The sequence below is a fragment of the Stenotrophomonas sp. FW305-3-2-15-E-LB1 genome (genome assembly GCF_058787375.1).
Window position 1 is genome coordinate 22,443 of record NZ_JBYSZR010000041.1, and the last position, 14,164, is coordinate 36,606.

Genomic DNA, 14,164 nt, shown 5'->3' on the forward strand with positions numbered 1-14,164 from the left:
TCCGCTTTGGAAAAGGCGGATCCGCAGCGGTGGCCGCCGTCTCCTGGGGCGGATGCCAGGCGACTGCCGCAGGCCACCCCGGGAAGCCGCTGGGCAGCCGCGACCTGTAAATGCGAAAATCCCTCCCCATCCCAGCAAGCGCCTCCGCGCCGGCCGCCCCGAGACCCCGTGAAAACTCCTGAAGGACTGCGTGCGCTGATCGACGACGGCGTGATCGATGAAGTGCTCCGCCCGCTCAAGAGCGGCAAGGAAGCGGCCGTGTACGTGGTACGCAGCGGCAACGAGGTGCGCTGCGCCAAGGTCTACAAGGACATGGCCCAGCGCAGCTTCCAGCAGCGCGTGCAGTACCAGGAAGGCCGCAAGGTGCGCGGCAGCCGCGAGGCACGTGCGGTGGGCAAGGCCAGCAAGTACGGCCGCAAGCAGCAGGAAACGGCCTGGAAGAACACCGAGGTGGACGCGCTTTACCAGTTGCGCGATGCCGGCGTGCGCGTGCCCGAGCCGTACGGCTACTACCACGGCGTGCTGGTGATGGAGCTGGTCACCGATGCCGACGGTTTCTCCGCCGCCCGCCTGGGCGAGGTGGTGCTGGAGCCGGAACAGGCCCGCCAGTTCCACCAGACCCTGGTCCGCCAGGTAGTGCGCATGCTGTGCTGCGGCCTCATCCATGGCGATCTGTCGCCGTACAACGTGCTGGTCGGTCCCGATGGTCCGGTGGTGATCGATTTCCCGCAGGTGGTCAGTGCCGGCGGCAACAATGCCGCGCGCAGCATGCTGCTGCGGGACGTCAACAACCTCACCGCCTACCTGGGCCGTTTCGCCCCCGAACTGCTGGACACCTGGTATGGCGAGGAAATGTGGGCGCTGTTCGAGGCGGGCAACCTGCTGCCGGACAGCGAGCTGACCGGCACCTTCGTGCACGATGAATCCACCATCGACCTGGACAGCGTGCGCCACGCCATCAACGATGCGCGCGAGGAAGCGCTGATCCGCCAGCAGGGCCGTGAAGCGGCGGAAGAAGACGACAGGTAGCGCCACGCCATGCGTGGCGGCTGGCCGCCTGCTTCCGTAGAGCCGAGCCCACGCTCGGCTGCTCTGCTGCCCAGTCGAGCAAGCTCGACTCTACCGAAGGCCAGCCGAGCATGGGCTCGGCGCTACAACTCAGGCGTGCAGCGCGCGGGCGTGGTGGGCGATGTGCTCGCCGATGAAGCTGGCGATGAAGTAATAGCTGTGGTCATAGCCCGGCTGCAGGCGCAGTGTCAGCGGGTGGCCGACGGCCTCACAGGCCTGCTGCAGGCGTTCGGGCTGCAGCTGGTTCTGCAGGAACTCATCCGCATCGCCCTGGTCGACCAGCAGCGGCAGGCGCTCGCTGGCATCGGCCACCAGCGCGGTGGCATCCCACTGCGCCCAGTCGGCCGGGTTGTCGCCCAGGTACGCGGTGAAGGCCTTCTGGCCCCACGGCACCTGGCTGGGCGCGACGATCGGCGAGAACGCCGACACGCTGCGGTAGCGGCCCGGATTGCGCAGCGCCAGCACCAGCGCGCCGTGCCCCCCCATCGAATGGCCGCTGATCGCACGCGCATCGCTGGCCGGGAAGTTCGCTTCGATCAGCGCCGGCAGTTCGTGCACCACGTAGTCGTGCATGCGGTAGTGCTTGGCCCACGGCTGTTCGGTGGCGTTGAGATAGAAACCGGCACCCTTGCCCAGGTCGTAGCCTTCGGCATCGGCGACGTCATCGCCGCGCGGGCTGGTATCCGGCGCCACCAGGATCACACCGTGCTCGGCGGCGTAGCGCTGCGCACCCGCCTTGGTGATGACGTTCTGTTCGGTGCAGGTCAGGCCGCTCAGCCAGTACAGCACCGGCAGCGCCTGCGTGGCCGCCTGCGGCGGCAGGTACACCGCGAACTGCATGTCGCAGCCCAGGGTGGCCGAGTGATGGCGGTAGACGTCCTGCCAGCCGCCGAAACAGGCGCGGTGTTCGATGCGTTCCATGGTGTTCTCCTGCGCGGCGCGTCAGCGCACGCCTGTGTTGATCGTTGCATCCAGCCGGGACAGCAGGTGCAGCAGTGGTTCGACGCCGGGCTGGCCGTCCAGGTTGCGCAAGGCCGCCACCGCCACGTCGCTGCGCGGCGGCCAGTGGCCATCGGCGCGCGCCTCGTGCAGGCGCGGCAGGAACACCTGCGCCAGCCAATGCTCGAACGGCATCTCATCGATGCCGAACGGCGAATCCACCGCACGCGGCGCGCCAACCTCGCCCTCGACCCAGCCCAGCGCGCGCAGCGCCTGCTCGATCGGGGCGACCAGGGCCGCGCGCGGGTCTTCCGCACGCGGCCGGCGCAGGGCATCCAGCCAGCCCATGCCCAGGCTCAGTAATGGACGACCGAGCGGATCGACTTGCCTTCATGCATCAGGTCGAAGGCTTCGTTGATCTTGTCCAGGTCCATGGTGTGGGTCACGAACGGGGCCAGCTCGATATCCCCCTTCATCGCGTCTTCCACCATGCCCGGCAGCTGGCTGCGGCCCTTCACGCCACCGAAGGCAGTGCCCATCCACTTGCGGCCGGTAACCAGCTGGAACGGACGGGTGGAGATCTCCTGGCCGGCACCGGCCACGCCGATCACCACGCTCTGGCCCCAGCCACGGTGCGCGCATTCCAGCGCCGCACGCATCACGCTGGTGTTGCCGATGCACTCGAAGCTGTGGTCCACGCCCCAGGTGGTCATTTCAACGATGACCTGCTGGATCGGCTTGTCGAAGTCCTTCGGGTTGATGCAGTCGGTGGCGCCGAACTCACGGGCCAGCTCGAACTTGGACGGGTTGGTGTCCACGGCGATGATGCGGCCGGCCTTGGCCTGGCGCGCACCCTGGATGACCGCCAGGCCGATGCCGCCGAGACCGAACACGGCCACGCTGTCGCCTTCCTGCACCTTGGCGGTGTTGTGCACCGCGCCGATGCCGGTGGTGACGCCGCAGCCGAGCAGGCAGACGTGTTCCGGGTTCGCGTCCGGGTTGATCTTGGCCAGCGAGACTTCGGCCACGACGGTGTACTCGCTGAAGGTCGAGCAGCCCATGTAGTGGTAGATCGGCTCGCCGTTGTAGCTGAAGCGGCTGGTGCCGTCGGGCATCACGCCCTTGCCCTGGGTGGCACGCACCGACACGCACAGGTTGGTCTTGCCGCTCTTGCAGAACAGGCACTCGCCGCACTCGGCGGTGTACAGCGGAATCACGTGGTCGCCCGGCTTGACGCTGGTCACGCCCTCGCCCACTTCCACCACGATGCCGGCGCCTTCATGGCCCAGCACCACCGGGAACAGGCCTTCCGGGTCATCGCCGGACAGGGTGAACGCATCGGTGTGGCAGACACCGGTGTGGGTGATCTTGACCAGCACTTCGCCAGCCTTCGGCGGGGCGACGTCGATCTCGACGATCTGCAGCGGCTGGCCGGGACCAAAGGCGACGGCGGCACGGGATTTCATGGCGGACTCTCCAAAGACAGGCAGTAACAGGATGGGCGGCGCTATGTTGCGCCGTTGTTTATTTCAGGTACGAGCGGATCAGCCCGCTCATCTCGCGCACGCGTTCGGCGCGTTGTTCGTCGGAAGTGGCCGGCTGGCCGAATTCCTCGCGCAGGTGGGCTTCCATCACCTCGGACATCAGCCCGTTGACCGCGCCACGGATGGCGGCGATCTGCTGCAGCACCGGCCCGCAGTCGGCACCCGCCTCCAGCGCACGGTCCAGCGCATCGCACTGGCCGCGGATACGGCGCACGCGGGCCAGGACCTTCTTCTTCTCTTCGGGGGAATGCGGCATGGCGGCCACCTGCGGAACTATACTGGGGGATAGTATACACAGGCGGCGCCGGCACTCAATCCGGCAGGCAATCGAAGCCGTTCAGTCGAACGCACCGGTGCCGGCCAGCCGGGTCAGCTCATCCACCACGTAGCGCACCTTCGGCCGCAGGTGGCGGGTGGGTGGCCACAGCGCGTGGATCTCGATGTGCCGCTGCATGCAGTCGTCCAGCACCGACTGCAGCGCGCCGGACTGCAGGTGCCGCCGCACCAGCGAGACCGGCATCTGGCAGATGCCGAGCCCGGCAATGGCACCGTCGATCACCGCGTCGCCATCGTTGAGCTGGTGGGTGGCCGAGGGAATGAAGGTGCCGCCCTCCCCGTCCGGGCCGATCCGCCATGCCATCGGCTGGCCATGGCGGTAGCCGACGATGCTGCGGTGCTGGCGCAGCTCGTCCACGTTGCGCGGCACGCCGTGCGCCTGCAGGTAGGACGGCGCCGCACAGGTGACCAGGCGCTGGCTGCCCAACCGCCGCGCCACCAGGTGCTCGGCCTGCTGCAGGCCGCCGAAGCGGATCAGCAGGTCGATGCCCTCCTCGATCGGGTCGACGAAGTGGTCGGTGAAGGTCACCGTCAGCTGCAGGTCCGGGTACTGCTGGCAGAGCTTGAGCAGCACCGGCATCACCACCAGGCGGCCGAACGACGAGGGCATGTCGATGCGCAGGCGCCCGCTGGGCAGGTGCGCGGCAGAGCCCAGGCAGGCCTCGGCGGCGGAAATCTCATCCAGCGCGGCCGCGCAGGAGGCGTAGTAGGCCTCGCCGTCGGTGGTCAGCGAGATGCGCCGCGTGGTGCGGTGGAACAGGCGGACGCCCAGCCGCGCCTCCAGCCGCGCGATGGCCTTGCCCACCGCCGAGCGCGAGATGCCCAGCGCCTCGGCCGCTTCGGTGAAGGTGCTGGCGCGGGCCGTGGTAACGAAGGTCACCAGGCCGTTCAGGGATTCCACGGGCAGCATCTGCAGCCTCCATTGGGGACACGATGTCCCGCCAAATGGGAAATCGAAGCTCTTTATGTGCCTCGATGTCAACTCCATCCTGTGTGCATGGCGCCGCGGGCGCCCTCCCCCACACCGAGATGACCGAGATGACCGACCTGCTGTTCCGCCCCTTCGACCTGGCGGGAACCCCGCTGCACAACCGCATCGCGATGGCGCCGATGACCCGCGCGCGCAACCCCGGCGCCGTGGCCAACGCGCTGACCGCCGAGTATTACCAGCAGCGCGCCAGCGCCGGCCTGATCATCAGTGAAGGCACGCCGGTGTCGCCGCAGGGCCAGGGCTACGTCGATGTGCCCGGCATCTGGTCGGAAGCACAGGTGGCAGGCTGGAAGCTGGTGACCGACGCTGTGCACGCGGCGCAGGGCACCATTTTCGCCCAGCTGTGGCACGTCGGCCGCATGTCGCACAGTTCGCTGCAGCCCGACGGCGGCCAGCCGGTCAGCGCCGGTACGCGTGCGGTGGGCAGCGATCCGAGGTACTTCGCGTTCGTGTACCTGGACGATGGCAGCCGCGGCCGCGTCGACCCGACCCCGCCGCGCGCCCTGCGCACCGAGGAAGTGCCGGGCATCGTCAGCGACTTCGTGCGCGGCGCGGAGAATGCCATCGCCGCCGGCTTTGATGGCATCGAACTGCATGCTGCCAATGGCTACCTGTTCGAGCAATTCCTCAACCCGCTCACCAACGATCGGCAGGATCTGTACGGCGGGTCGCTGCGCAACCGCGCACGGCTGATCCTGGACACCGTGGATGCGATGGCCGCGCGCATCGGTGCACACCGCGTCGGCGTGCGCCTGGCGCCGAACAGCCAGGTCTTCGACATGCCGGCCTATGCCGAGAACGAGGCCAGCTACCTGTACCTGGCCGAAGAACTGGGCAAGCGCGGGTTGGCCTACGTGCATCTGAATGACAACTACCTGCATGGCGAGCGCGCCATCGGCGAGGCGTTCCTGAAGGCCTTCAAGCAGGCCTACGGCGGCACCGTGCTGCTGGCCGGCGGCATGACCCGTGAGTACGCGCTGCGCCTGGTCGATGAAGGCACCATCGACATCGCCGCCTTCGGCCAGCCCTTCATCTCCAACCCGGACCTGGTCGCGCGGCTGCAGCAGGACATCGCACTGGCCACCCCCGATCGCGATACCTACTACGGCGGCGGCCGCGAAGGGTATCTGGATTACCCGGTCGCGGGCTGACCCCTGGTTCGGCGAAGAAGGGGTCAGAGCCGCGCCAGGCGCGGATCTGACCCCATGCCTTCAAGCGTCCTCGCGCACGTAGGCGAACGACTCGTCCAGCCGCGGGAAGCCGATCACCTGCTGTACCAGCGCCTGCGCGTCGTCATCGGTGATCTCGCCTTCAGCGATTTCGCCCTCGCGGGCGAACAGTGCCGCCACTGCCGCGTACTGGTCGGCGCGCAGAACCGGCTGGTGGTTCTGTAACCAGCGCTGCAGGTTCACGGCCAGCTCGCCATGCGACAACAGCGAGTACGGCCGCTCATAGTCGGCCACCGCTTCAACCATCTTGCGGAACACGAAGTCCTGGTAGTTGGCGGCCAGCACATCGGCACGATCATCGTCATGCCACACCAGCACGACCGGCGGCTCGTCGAAGCCGGGGGCATTGGTCCAGAAGCAGTAGCTGTCACCTGCCCCGGTGCGTGCGAACGGCAGCAGCTGCAGGTCCGCGCGCAGGGGATTGTAGTGATCTTCGGCCGTGAGCTCCTGCCACGCCTCGAGCAGCTCGTCGTGCTCCAGCGGCTCGTATTCCTGCGCATACAGCAGCACCGGCGGGTCGTCCTGCAGCGTGGGAAACACCGTTTCGGACCACTGCGGGTGGCTGCCACCCCAGCTCAACCGACCTGCGTCATGCAGCTGCTGGAACAGCGGCGGGAATGCCTGGCCGGTCGCCTGTTCGATGTCGGTCAATCTGCTCATGGATGTCCTTGTCATGGGGAGCCGCCTACCTTGCCTGAATTCACCCGGCAGATGAACCCGCAGCCTGCTCCAGCAGGTCTAGACTGCGTGCAACCGGCCTCCGCAGACCCCTGCCATGGACTCCCCCGCCCGCACCTTCATCGTCAACATCGATGTGCCCGATCTGGCCGCTGCCGAAGCGTTCTACGTTGCAGCGTTCGGCCTGCATGCCGGCCGCCGCCTGGGGGCGGGCGCGCTGGAACTGCTCGGCGGCCCCACCCCGCTGTACCTGCTGCAGACCGACGACGGCAGCGTGGCTACCGATGAGGGCGACGTGCGCGATTTCGAGCGGCACTGGACGCCAGTGCACCTGGATTGGGTGGTGGAAGACATCAACGTCGCGCTGTCACGCGCGGTGGCTGCAGGCGCGGTGATCGAACTGCCGGTGAGCGAGCGTCGCTGGGGACGGCTGGCGGTGCTGGCCGATCCGTTCGGGCATGGGTTCTGCCTGATCCAGTTCGTCGGGTTGGGGTACGACGCGCTGGTGGAGTGAGCGGCGCCGGCCATCCACGCACGGCGTGGATCTACTGCATCACCGCAGGGCGAGGATGCGCGCACCCGGTAGATCCACGCCATGCGTGGATGCGCGTGCGCCAGTAGATCCACGCCATGCGCGGATGCGCGTGCGCCAGTAGATCCACGCCATGCGTGGATGCGCGCACCCGGTAGATCCACGCCATGCGTGGATGCCTTCGCCTCACTCCCGCAGCATATCCACGAACGCACGCAGCGCCGACGCCATCTGCCGCTGCTTCGGGTAATACAGCACGAAGCCGGGAAACGGTTCGCTCCAGTCCTGCAGCACCGCCACCATCGTCCCGGCCTCGAGGTGCGGGCGCGCGGCATCTTCCAGCACGTAGGCCAGGCCAAACCCATCGAGCACCGCGCGGATGATGGTGGTCTGCTCGCTCAGCGTCAGCCGCCCGCGCACATCGATTTCCAGCGACTGCCCATCGCGGTCGAACTGCCACTTGTACAGGTGCCCGCTGGCGAAGCGGAAGCGGATGCATTCGTGCTGCAGCAGGTCGCGCGGGTGCTGCGGCGCCGGGTGTCGGCGCAGATAGTCCGGCGAGGCCACGATCATGCCGTGCAGCGCCTGCCCCAACGGCACCGCCACCATGTCCTCGGGCACGAACTCGTGCAGGCGCACGCCGGCATCAAAACCTTCGGCCACGATGTCCACCAGCCCGTCGTTCTCGGTCAGCTCCAGGCGCACGTCCGGGTGCGCGCGCAGGAAGCGGGTCAGCCGCGGGCCAAGCTGGTTCGGCACCGCCGAGCGGGCCGCATTGATGCGCAGCAGGCCGGTCGGGCTGTCCCTGAACTGGTTCATTTCTTCCAGCGCGTCATGCACCTGGCCCAGCGCCGGCTGCAGCCTGTCCAGCAGGCGCTGCCCGGCCTCGGTCAGGGCCACGCTGCGGGTGGTGCGGTGGAACAGGCCCACGCCCAGCCGCTCTTCCAGCGCGCGGATCGCATAGCTCACCGCCGAGGTCGACAGCGTCAGCTCGCCGCCAGCCTTGCGGAAGCTGCGATGGCGCGCCACCGCAGCAAAGGCCGCCAGGTGCGAAAGATTGTCAGTGGCCATGATTGTGCAGTCTGCCTTGATGAATCATGCCGATATCCGGGCTTTGTAGGCCGTTATGAGGGGCGTATTGTAAAGCGCCTTTCGACAAACCCCGCCAAGGATTCCCCATGTCCCTCGCCCATGGTTATGCGGTACGCACCAACACCGCCCCGCTTGAGCCCTTCACCTTCGAACGCCGCGCCGTCGGCGCCAACGACATCCGCATCGAAGTGCTGTACAGCGGCATCTGCCATTCCGACCTGCACCAGGCCCGCGACGATTGGGGCGGCGCCGAATACCCGATGGTGCCCGGCCACGAGATCATCGGCCGCGTGGTCGAGGTCGGCCCGTCCGTCACCACCCTGAAGGTCGGCGATTTCGCCGGCGTCGGCTGCATGGTCGATTCCTGCCGCCATTGCGATGCCTGCGACCACGACCTGGAGCAGTACTGCGAAAAGGGCCCGACCTACACCTACAACAGCCACGACCGCAACACCGGCGAGCTGACCATGGGCGGCTACTCCGACCACATCGTGGTCGAGCAGCGCTTCGTGGTGAAGGTGTCCGAGAAGCTGGACCTGAAGGCGGCCGCACCGCTGCTGTGCGCCGGCATCACCACCTACTCGCCGCTGCGCCATTGGAAGGTCGGCCCGGGCCAGAAGGTGGGCGTGATCGGCCTGGGTGGCCTCGGCCACATGGGCGTGAAGTTCGCCAAGGCGATGGGCGCCACCGTGGTGATGATCACCACCACCCCGGAAAAGGGTGCCGACGCCAAGCGCCTGGGCGCCGACGAAGTACTGGTCTCGCGCGACGCCGAGCAGATGAAGGCCCACGCCAACAGCTTCGACTTCCTGCTCAACACGGTGCCGGTCAGCCACGACACCAACCCGTACATGAGCCTGCTCAAGCGCGATGCCACCATGTGCCTGGTCGGCGTCATCACCGAGCTGGACCCGCCGCTGATGGGCGGCACGGTCATCTTCGGCCGCAAGCACGTCACCGGCTCTGCGATCGGCGGCATGGCCGAAACCCAGGAAATGATGGACTTCTGTGCCGAGCACGGCATCGTCAGCGATGTTGAAGTGATCAACATCAAGGACGTGAACCAGGCCTGGGAGCGCATGGCGAAGAACGATGTGCGCTACCGCTTCGTAATCGACATGGCCACCATCAAGGCCTGATCGCCACAGTCATGCAACGAAAAACCCCCGGCAATGCCGGGGTTTTTTCGGGCCTGTGCCCGCCGGGCATGGCCCGGCGCTACCGGCTTCATGGGAGGTAGCGCTGGGCCACGCCCGGCGAGCACTGCGGCAGTCCGGCCTGACGAAGATCAAGAAGCCGCCCTCGCCAGCCGCGCACACTCGGGGCCATGACAACGCCGTCCCTGCCCCTGCTGCGCGCGCCACACCGGCTGCTGTTCTTCGTCGGCGCGGCCAACCTGCTGCTGGCGATGCTCTGGTGGGCCTTGTGGCTGGGCGCGCTGCGCGGCCTGTGGACGCCTACGGCACCGGCCCTGCCCGCCGCCTGGCTGCATGCGTTGTTGATGCAGTACCTGGTGCTGCCCAGTTTCATCTTCGGTTTCCTGCTGACCGTGTTCCCGCGCTGGATGGGCCAACCCGATCTGCCACGCCAGCGCTACCTGCCCGTCGGCGCAGGTCTGTTCGGCGGGCAGGCACTGCTGATCGCCGCTGCCTGCGGCTGGGCACCCGGGCTGTGGCCAGGGCTGCTGCTCGCCCTCGCCGGCTGGAGTGCCGGGCTGGTCGTGCTCGGCAGCGTACTCAAGGCCGCCGGGGCCAACCGCAACTGGCACGCACGCGCGTGCTACGCCGCGCTGCTGCTGGGCTGGGCCGGGCTGCTGCTGTTCATCGCCATCGCCCGCGGCCATGCCACGCTGCTGCCACTGCACGTGGCGCTGGGCACCTTCGGCCTGCTGCTGCCCATCTACCTCACCGTGGCCCACCGGATGATCCCGTTCTTCGCCAACAACGTGGTGCCCGGCTACGTGCCGTGGCGTCCACTGCGCTGGCTGGCGGCGATGTGGGCGCTGATGCTGGCGCGCGTGGTGCTGGCTGCGCTGTCGCTGGACGGTTGCCTGTGGCTGGTCGATGCGCCGCTGCTGCTGTTGTCGCTGCAGGCGCTCTGGCACTGGTGGCCGCGCGGGCCGATGCCAGGCCTGCTCGCCGCCTTGTTCCTGGCTCTGGCCTGGCTGCCGATCAGCTTCGCGCTGTATCTGCTGCAGGACATCGGCAGCGTCGCCAGCGGCCAGCTGCTGCTGGGCCGCGCACCGCTTCACGCGCTGTCCATCGGCCTGTTCGGCAGCCTGCTGGTGGCGATGGCCACGCGGGTTACCCAGGGGCATTCTGGGCGGCGGCTGGTGATGCCGGCCGTCGCCTGGTTCGCCTTCGTCGCATTGCAGGCCGCCGCGATCATGCGGGTGATCGCCGAACTCGGCAGCGATCCCTATGCGTGGCATTTCGCCGCCGCCCTCGGCTGGCTGCTGGCGCTGGCACCGTGGGTGGCACGCCTGGGCTGGATCTACCTGAGCCCGCGCCGCGACGGCAAGCCGGGCTGAGTGGCGCGCCGGGCATCGCCCGGCGCTACCGCACTCCAATCAGTACGCGAACTCGCGGAACACCGGGTCCACGTCGCCATGCCAGCGGCCATGGAACAGCGCCAGCTTGCGCTCGGCCGGGGTCAGGCCCGATTCGATGATTTCCTGCAGCACGTCCAGGAACTTGCTTTCGTCCTGGCCGTCGGCATTGCGCGCGGCGCGGCGCTTGAGGCCTTCCACGGAAATCTTCACCGCCTCACGGGCCAGGTCGCGCACGGTGCCGTTGCGGAACGGCAGGCCCATGGCATGCTTCGGCACGCCGTCGCGCAGTGCATGGCGCTCGGCCAGGCTGAAATCACGCACCAGGTCCCAGGCAGCATCCAGCGCGGTGTCGTCGTACAGCAGGCCCACCCAGAACGCCGGCAGCGCACACAGCCGGCTCCACGGGCCACCATCGGCGCCGCGCATTTCCAGGTACTTCTTCAGGCGCACTTCCGGGAAGGCGGTGGTCATGTGGTCCGACCAGTCGCGCAGCGTCGGCAGCGCACCGGGCAGCACCGGCAGCTTGCCCTGCATGAAATCACGGAAGCTCTGCCCGCTGGCGTCGTGGTAGATGCCATCGCGGTAGGAGAAGTACATCGGCACGTCGAGCAGGTAATCGACATAACGCTCGTAACCGAAGCCATCCTCGAACACGAAGTCGAGCATGCCGGTGCGGTCGGCGTCGGTGTCGGTCCAGATGTGCGAGCGGTAGCTCAGGTAGCCGTTCGGCTTGCCTTCGGTGAACGGCGAATCGGCGAACAGCGCGGTGGCGATCGGCTGCAGCGCCAGCGACACGCGGAACTTCTTCACCATGTCCGCTTCGGTGGCGTAATCCAGGTTCACCTGCACGGTGGACGTGCGGGTCATCATGTCCAGGCCCAGCGAACCGACCTTGGGCATGTACGAACGCATGATCTTGTAGCGGCCCTTGGGCATCCACGGCATTTCATCGCGGCGCCACTTCGGCTGGAAGCCCATGCCGAGGAAGCCCAGCTGCAGTTCGCCGGCCACCTGTGCCACTTCATTCAAGTGGGTGCCGGTTTCCACGCAGGTCTGGTGGATGGTTTCCAGCGCCGCGCCGGACAGTTCCAGCTGGCCGGCCGGCTCCAGCGTCACCGAGGCGTTGTCACGCAGCAGGGCGATGGTGTTGCCGTTCTCCTGCACCGGCTCCCAGCCGAAGCGGGTCAGGCCGTTGAGCAGGGCTTCGATGCCACGCTCGCCTTCGAAGGTCGGCGGGCGCAGGTCGTCCAGGCGGAACCCGAACTTCTCGTGTTCGGTACCGATGCGCCACTGCGCACGGGGCTTTTCGCCGGAGGCAAGCACCTCGACCAGCTCCGAGCGGTCGGTAATGGGCGTATCGGCGACGTGGCTGGGGCTCGACAAGGGGAGGACTCGCTGGACAGTGGCAGGGGATGTGGGGCTGGGGGCCTTCCATCGCAAGGGCGCACTATAGCGTGGCGGCCCTTCGCAGCATGCGACGGTGACGGGTTTCAGCATCCTACCGACGACCTCTTGACCCCCGTACACTCAGGCCATGAGCCGCCATTCACGACACCCGGAACTGCACCGCGCCGATCGCGTGGGCTGGCTGCGCGCCGCCGTACTGGGAGCCAATGACGGCATCGTCTCGGTGGCCGGCCTGGTGGTGGGCGTGGCCGCCAGCGGCGCCTCGGCCAGCACGATCCTGGCCACCGGCGTGGCCGGCACCGTCGCCGGTGCCATGTCGATGGCCGCTGGCGAATACGTGTCGGTGCAGACCCAGGCCGACACCGAAGCGGCCGACCTGGCCGTGGAAATGCGCGAACTGCACGAAGACCCGCACAGCGAACTGGACGAGCTGACCGCGATCTACCGCCATCGCGGCCTGGAGCCGGCACTGGCCCGGCAGGTGGCCGAACAGCTGACCGCACACGACGCGCTGGGCGCGCACGCGCGCGACGAACTCGGCATTACCGACACCCTGCGCGCCCGTCCGCTGCAGGCCGCTCTCGCCTCGGCCGGTGCCTTCACCTGCGGCGCGGCGCTGCCGGTGCTGACCGCCCTGTTATCCAGCGCGGCGCAGGTCACCGTGGCCACCACCGCCAGCACCCTGCTCGGCCTGTGCCTGACCGGCGCGATGGCCGCCCGTGCCGGTGGTGCGCCGCCGGTGCGCGGTGCCGTGCGGGTGATGTTCTGGGGCGCGCTGGCAATGGCTGCCGCCGCCGGCATTGGCAGACTGCTGGGAGCCCACCTGTCATGACCGCGATGCTGCCACCGGCCGTCGCCCTGCTGGCGGAGATGGCCAGCCTGGCCGGCTGCGACCGCGCCGAAGGCTATGCCTGCATCACCGCGCGCCGCGAACACGGCGCCAGCTCGGTGGACATTCCACAACCGCAGTTCGTGATCCTGCTGGAAGGCAGCAAGCAGGTACGCACGGCGCACCAGTCGCTGACCGCACACGCCGGCGACATGCTGTTGTTCACCCAGCGCTGCCGGATCGATGTGGTCAACACGCCCGATGCGGGCACCGGCCGTTACCTCAGTGCCATCGTGCCGTTGTGTGCGGAAGTGCTGGCCGCGGCGCGCACGTTGTGGAGCGAAGCGTTGCCGCCCGCTGGCGATGCGATCGCGCAGCCACGCCTGGGCGACCACGGCGCGGTGCTGCGGCGCTGGCGCCAGGCGCTGCAGGATGGGCATTACAGCGAGGCACGGCTGGCCCTGGCCGAGCTGGTACTGGCGTGGTGCCGGCAGGGCCACGGCAACCTGCTGCTGCCGCAGGCACCGAGCCTGGGCGAACAGATCCGCGACCGCATCGCGGCCGAGCCGGCGCGTGACTGGCAGTCGCGCGACGTTGAAGACCAGTTCGCGCTGAGCGGCGCGACCCTGCGCCGTCGCCTGGCGGCCGAGCGCACCAGCCTGCGGCAGTTGCTGACCGAAGCGCGGTTGGCACATGGCATGACGCTGCTGTACACGACGGACCTGCCACTGAAGACGGTGGCCGCACGCGCGGGGTATCGGTCGGCGGCGAGTTTCAGCAAGCGCTTCGCCGAGCGGTACGGGTTGGCTCCGACAGACATCTAGGGTGGGGTTGCCTGGCAGGGCTTGCAGCCCTGCACCTGCAGAAGCAACGTCAACGTCAAAAGCCTGCATTCCGTGGGATGGCGGGGCGGTGTGGGTGGTCAGGACACGCCGTAAACCCATCCATGGGGGCTCGATGGCGCCATC

At 68.1% G+C, this 14,164-nt stretch carries 15 protein-coding genes; 7 read left to right on the forward strand and 8 right to left on the reverse strand.

Annotation, left to right across the window (positions count from 1 at the left end):
- Positions 1-168: 168 nt before the first annotated feature.
- Positions 169-1,029: a PA4780 family RIO1-like protein kinase gene (locus AC3WL7_RS20175; RefSeq protein WP_492752744.1), complete on the forward strand. Its 861-nt coding sequence runs from the start codon at positions 169-171 to the stop codon at positions 1,027-1,029.
- A 129-nt stretch (positions 1,030-1,158) separates the two neighbouring features.
- On the opposite strand, the gene fghA is transcribed toward AC3WL7_RS20175, so the two are convergent.
- The 5 genes from fghA to AC3WL7_RS20200 all read right to left on the reverse strand — a co-directional run bounded on the left by fghA (position 1,159) and on the right by AC3WL7_RS20200 (position 4,797).
- On the reverse strand, positions 1,159-1,989 hold the full coding sequence (gene fghA, locus AC3WL7_RS20180) for an S-formylglutathione hydrolase (protein ID WP_492752747.1): 831 nt from the start codon (positions 1,987-1,989) through the stop codon (positions 1,159-1,161).
- A 21-nt stretch (positions 1,990-2,010) separates the two neighbouring features.
- The gene (locus tag AC3WL7_RS20185; protein ID WP_492752749.1) at positions 2,011-2,355 is read right to left on the reverse strand and encodes a YqcC family protein; all 345 of its coding nucleotides are present in this window, start codon (positions 2,353-2,355) and stop codon (positions 2,011-2,013) included.
- An 8-nt stretch (positions 2,356-2,363) separates the two neighbouring features.
- Positions 2,364-3,473 (reverse strand): S-(hydroxymethyl)glutathione dehydrogenase/class III alcohol dehydrogenase, encoded by a 1,110-nt coding sequence (locus tag AC3WL7_RS20190; RefSeq protein WP_079223296.1) that lies wholly within the window; start codon positions 3,471-3,473, stop codon positions 2,364-2,366.
- A 58-nt stretch (positions 3,474-3,531) separates the two neighbouring features.
- On the reverse strand, positions 3,532-3,807 hold the full coding sequence (locus AC3WL7_RS20195) for a metal/formaldehyde-sensitive transcriptional repressor (protein WP_079223297.1): 276 nt from the start codon (positions 3,805-3,807) through the stop codon (positions 3,532-3,534).
- An 81-nt stretch (positions 3,808-3,888) separates the two neighbouring features.
- Positions 3,889-4,797, reverse strand: a complete 909-nt coding sequence (locus AC3WL7_RS20200; RefSeq protein ID WP_295519118.1) for a LysR family transcriptional regulator — start codon at positions 4,795-4,797, stop codon at positions 3,889-3,891.
- A 128-nt stretch (positions 4,798-4,925) separates the two neighbouring features.
- Here AC3WL7_RS20200 and AC3WL7_RS20205 point away from each other — a divergent pair, with 128 nt between their 5' ends.
- Positions 4,926-6,029 (forward strand): alkene reductase, encoded by a 1,104-nt coding sequence (locus tag AC3WL7_RS20205; protein ID WP_492752765.1) that lies wholly within the window; start codon positions 4,926-4,928, stop codon positions 6,027-6,029.
- Between the two features lie 60 nt (positions 6,030-6,089).
- On the opposite strand, the gene AC3WL7_RS20210 is transcribed toward AC3WL7_RS20205, so the two are convergent.
- Positions 6,090-6,767 (reverse strand): SMI1/KNR4 family protein, encoded by a 678-nt coding sequence (locus tag AC3WL7_RS20210; protein WP_492752752.1) that lies wholly within the window; start codon positions 6,765-6,767, stop codon positions 6,090-6,092.
- Between the two features lie 115 nt (positions 6,768-6,882).
- Here AC3WL7_RS20210 and AC3WL7_RS20215 point away from each other — a divergent pair, with 115 nt between their 5' ends.
- Positions 6,883-7,299, forward strand: coding sequence for a VOC family protein (locus tag AC3WL7_RS20215; RefSeq protein ID WP_492752754.1), 417 nt, complete (start codon positions 6,883-6,885; stop codon positions 7,297-7,299).
- Between the two features lie 204 nt (positions 7,300-7,503).
- On the opposite strand, the gene AC3WL7_RS20220 is transcribed toward AC3WL7_RS20215, so the two are convergent.
- Positions 7,504-8,388: a LysR family transcriptional regulator gene (locus AC3WL7_RS20220; protein ID WP_492752756.1), complete on the reverse strand. Its 885-nt coding sequence runs from the start codon at positions 8,386-8,388 to the stop codon at positions 7,504-7,506.
- Positions 8,389-8,495: 107 nt separating this feature from the next.
- Between AC3WL7_RS20220 and AC3WL7_RS20225 the strand changes: the two genes are divergently transcribed.
- Together AC3WL7_RS20225 and AC3WL7_RS20230 are read left to right on the forward strand one after the other, a co-directional pair.
- Positions 8,496-9,548: an NAD(P)-dependent alcohol dehydrogenase gene (locus AC3WL7_RS20225; protein WP_108769985.1), complete on the forward strand. Its 1,053-nt coding sequence runs from the start codon at positions 8,496-8,498 to the stop codon at positions 9,546-9,548.
- A 188-nt stretch (positions 9,549-9,736) separates the two neighbouring features.
- Complete coding sequence (locus AC3WL7_RS20230) at positions 9,737-10,939, forward strand: NnrS family protein (protein ID WP_492752758.1); 1,203 nt, start codon at positions 9,737-9,739, stop codon at positions 10,937-10,939.
- A 39-nt stretch (positions 10,940-10,978) separates the two neighbouring features.
- Here AC3WL7_RS20230 and AC3WL7_RS20235 read toward each other — a convergent pair whose 3' ends face one another.
- Positions 10,979-12,343 (reverse strand): glutamate--cysteine ligase, encoded by a 1,365-nt coding sequence (locus AC3WL7_RS20235; RefSeq protein ID WP_492752760.1) that lies wholly within the window; start codon positions 12,341-12,343, stop codon positions 10,979-10,981.
- 151 nt (positions 12,344-12,494) lie between these two features.
- Here AC3WL7_RS20235 and AC3WL7_RS20240 point away from each other — a divergent pair, with 151 nt between their 5' ends.
- The gene (locus AC3WL7_RS20240) at positions 12,495-13,199 is read left to right on the forward strand and encodes a VIT1/CCC1 transporter family protein (RefSeq protein WP_492752761.1); all 705 of its coding nucleotides are present in this window, start codon (positions 12,495-12,497) and stop codon (positions 13,197-13,199) included.
- Positions 13,196-14,020 carry a helix-turn-helix transcriptional regulator gene (locus AC3WL7_RS20245; RefSeq protein WP_492752763.1) on the forward strand — a complete coding sequence of 275 codons (825 nt, stop codon included), beginning with the start codon at positions 13,196-13,198 and terminating at the stop codon, positions 14,018-14,020. Before AC3WL7_RS20240 ends, AC3WL7_RS20245 begins: the two co-directional genes overlap by 4 nt.
- Positions 14,021-14,164: the final 144 nt, after the last annotated feature.

Excerpts from the sequence above, each read along its gene's own strand:
- AC3WL7_RS20245 (WP_492752763.1), top strand. The coding sequence starts at position 13,196 with ATGACCGCGATGCTGCCACCGGCCGTCGCCCTGCTGGCGGAGATGGCC.
- AC3WL7_RS20220 (WP_492752756.1), bottom strand. The coding sequence starts at position 8,388 with ATGGCCACTGACAATCTTTCGCACCTGGCGGCCTTTGCTGCGGTGGCG.
- AC3WL7_RS20225 (WP_108769985.1), top strand. The coding sequence starts at position 8,496 with ATGTCCCTCGCCCATGGTTATGCGGTACGCACCAACACCGCCCCGCTT.
- AC3WL7_RS20240 (WP_492752761.1), top strand. The coding sequence starts at position 12,495 with ATGAGCCGCCATTCACGACACCCGGAACTGCACCGCGCCGATCGCGTG.
- AC3WL7_RS20185 (WP_492752749.1), bottom strand. The coding sequence starts at position 2,355 with ATGGGCTGGCTGGATGCCCTGCGCCGGCCGCGTGCGGAAGACCCGCGC.
- AC3WL7_RS20230 (WP_492752758.1), top strand. The coding sequence starts at position 9,737 with ATGACAACGCCGTCCCTGCCCCTGCTGCGCGCGCCACACCGGCTGCTG.
- AC3WL7_RS20205 (WP_492752765.1), top strand. The coding sequence starts at position 4,926 with ATGACCGACCTGCTGTTCCGCCCCTTCGACCTGGCGGGAACCCCGCTG.
- AC3WL7_RS20200 (WP_295519118.1), bottom strand. The coding sequence starts at position 4,797 with ATGCTGCCCGTGGAATCCCTGAACGGCCTGGTGACCTTCGTTACCACG.
- AC3WL7_RS20215 (WP_492752754.1), top strand. The coding sequence starts at position 6,883 with ATGGACTCCCCCGCCCGCACCTTCATCGTCAACATCGATGTGCCCGAT.
- AC3WL7_RS20195 (WP_079223297.1), bottom strand. The coding sequence starts at position 3,807 with ATGCCGCATTCCCCCGAAGAGAAGAAGAAGGTCCTGGCCCGCGTGCGC.
- AC3WL7_RS20210 (WP_492752752.1), bottom strand. The coding sequence starts at position 6,767 with ATGAGCAGATTGACCGACATCGAACAGGCGACCGGCCAGGCATTCCCG.
- AC3WL7_RS20190 (WP_079223296.1), bottom strand. The coding sequence starts at position 3,473 with ATGAAATCCCGTGCCGCCGTCGCCTTTGGTCCCGGCCAGCCGCTGCAG.
- fghA (WP_492752747.1), bottom strand. The coding sequence starts at position 1,989 with ATGGAACGCATCGAACACCGCGCCTGTTTCGGCGGCTGGCAGGACGTC.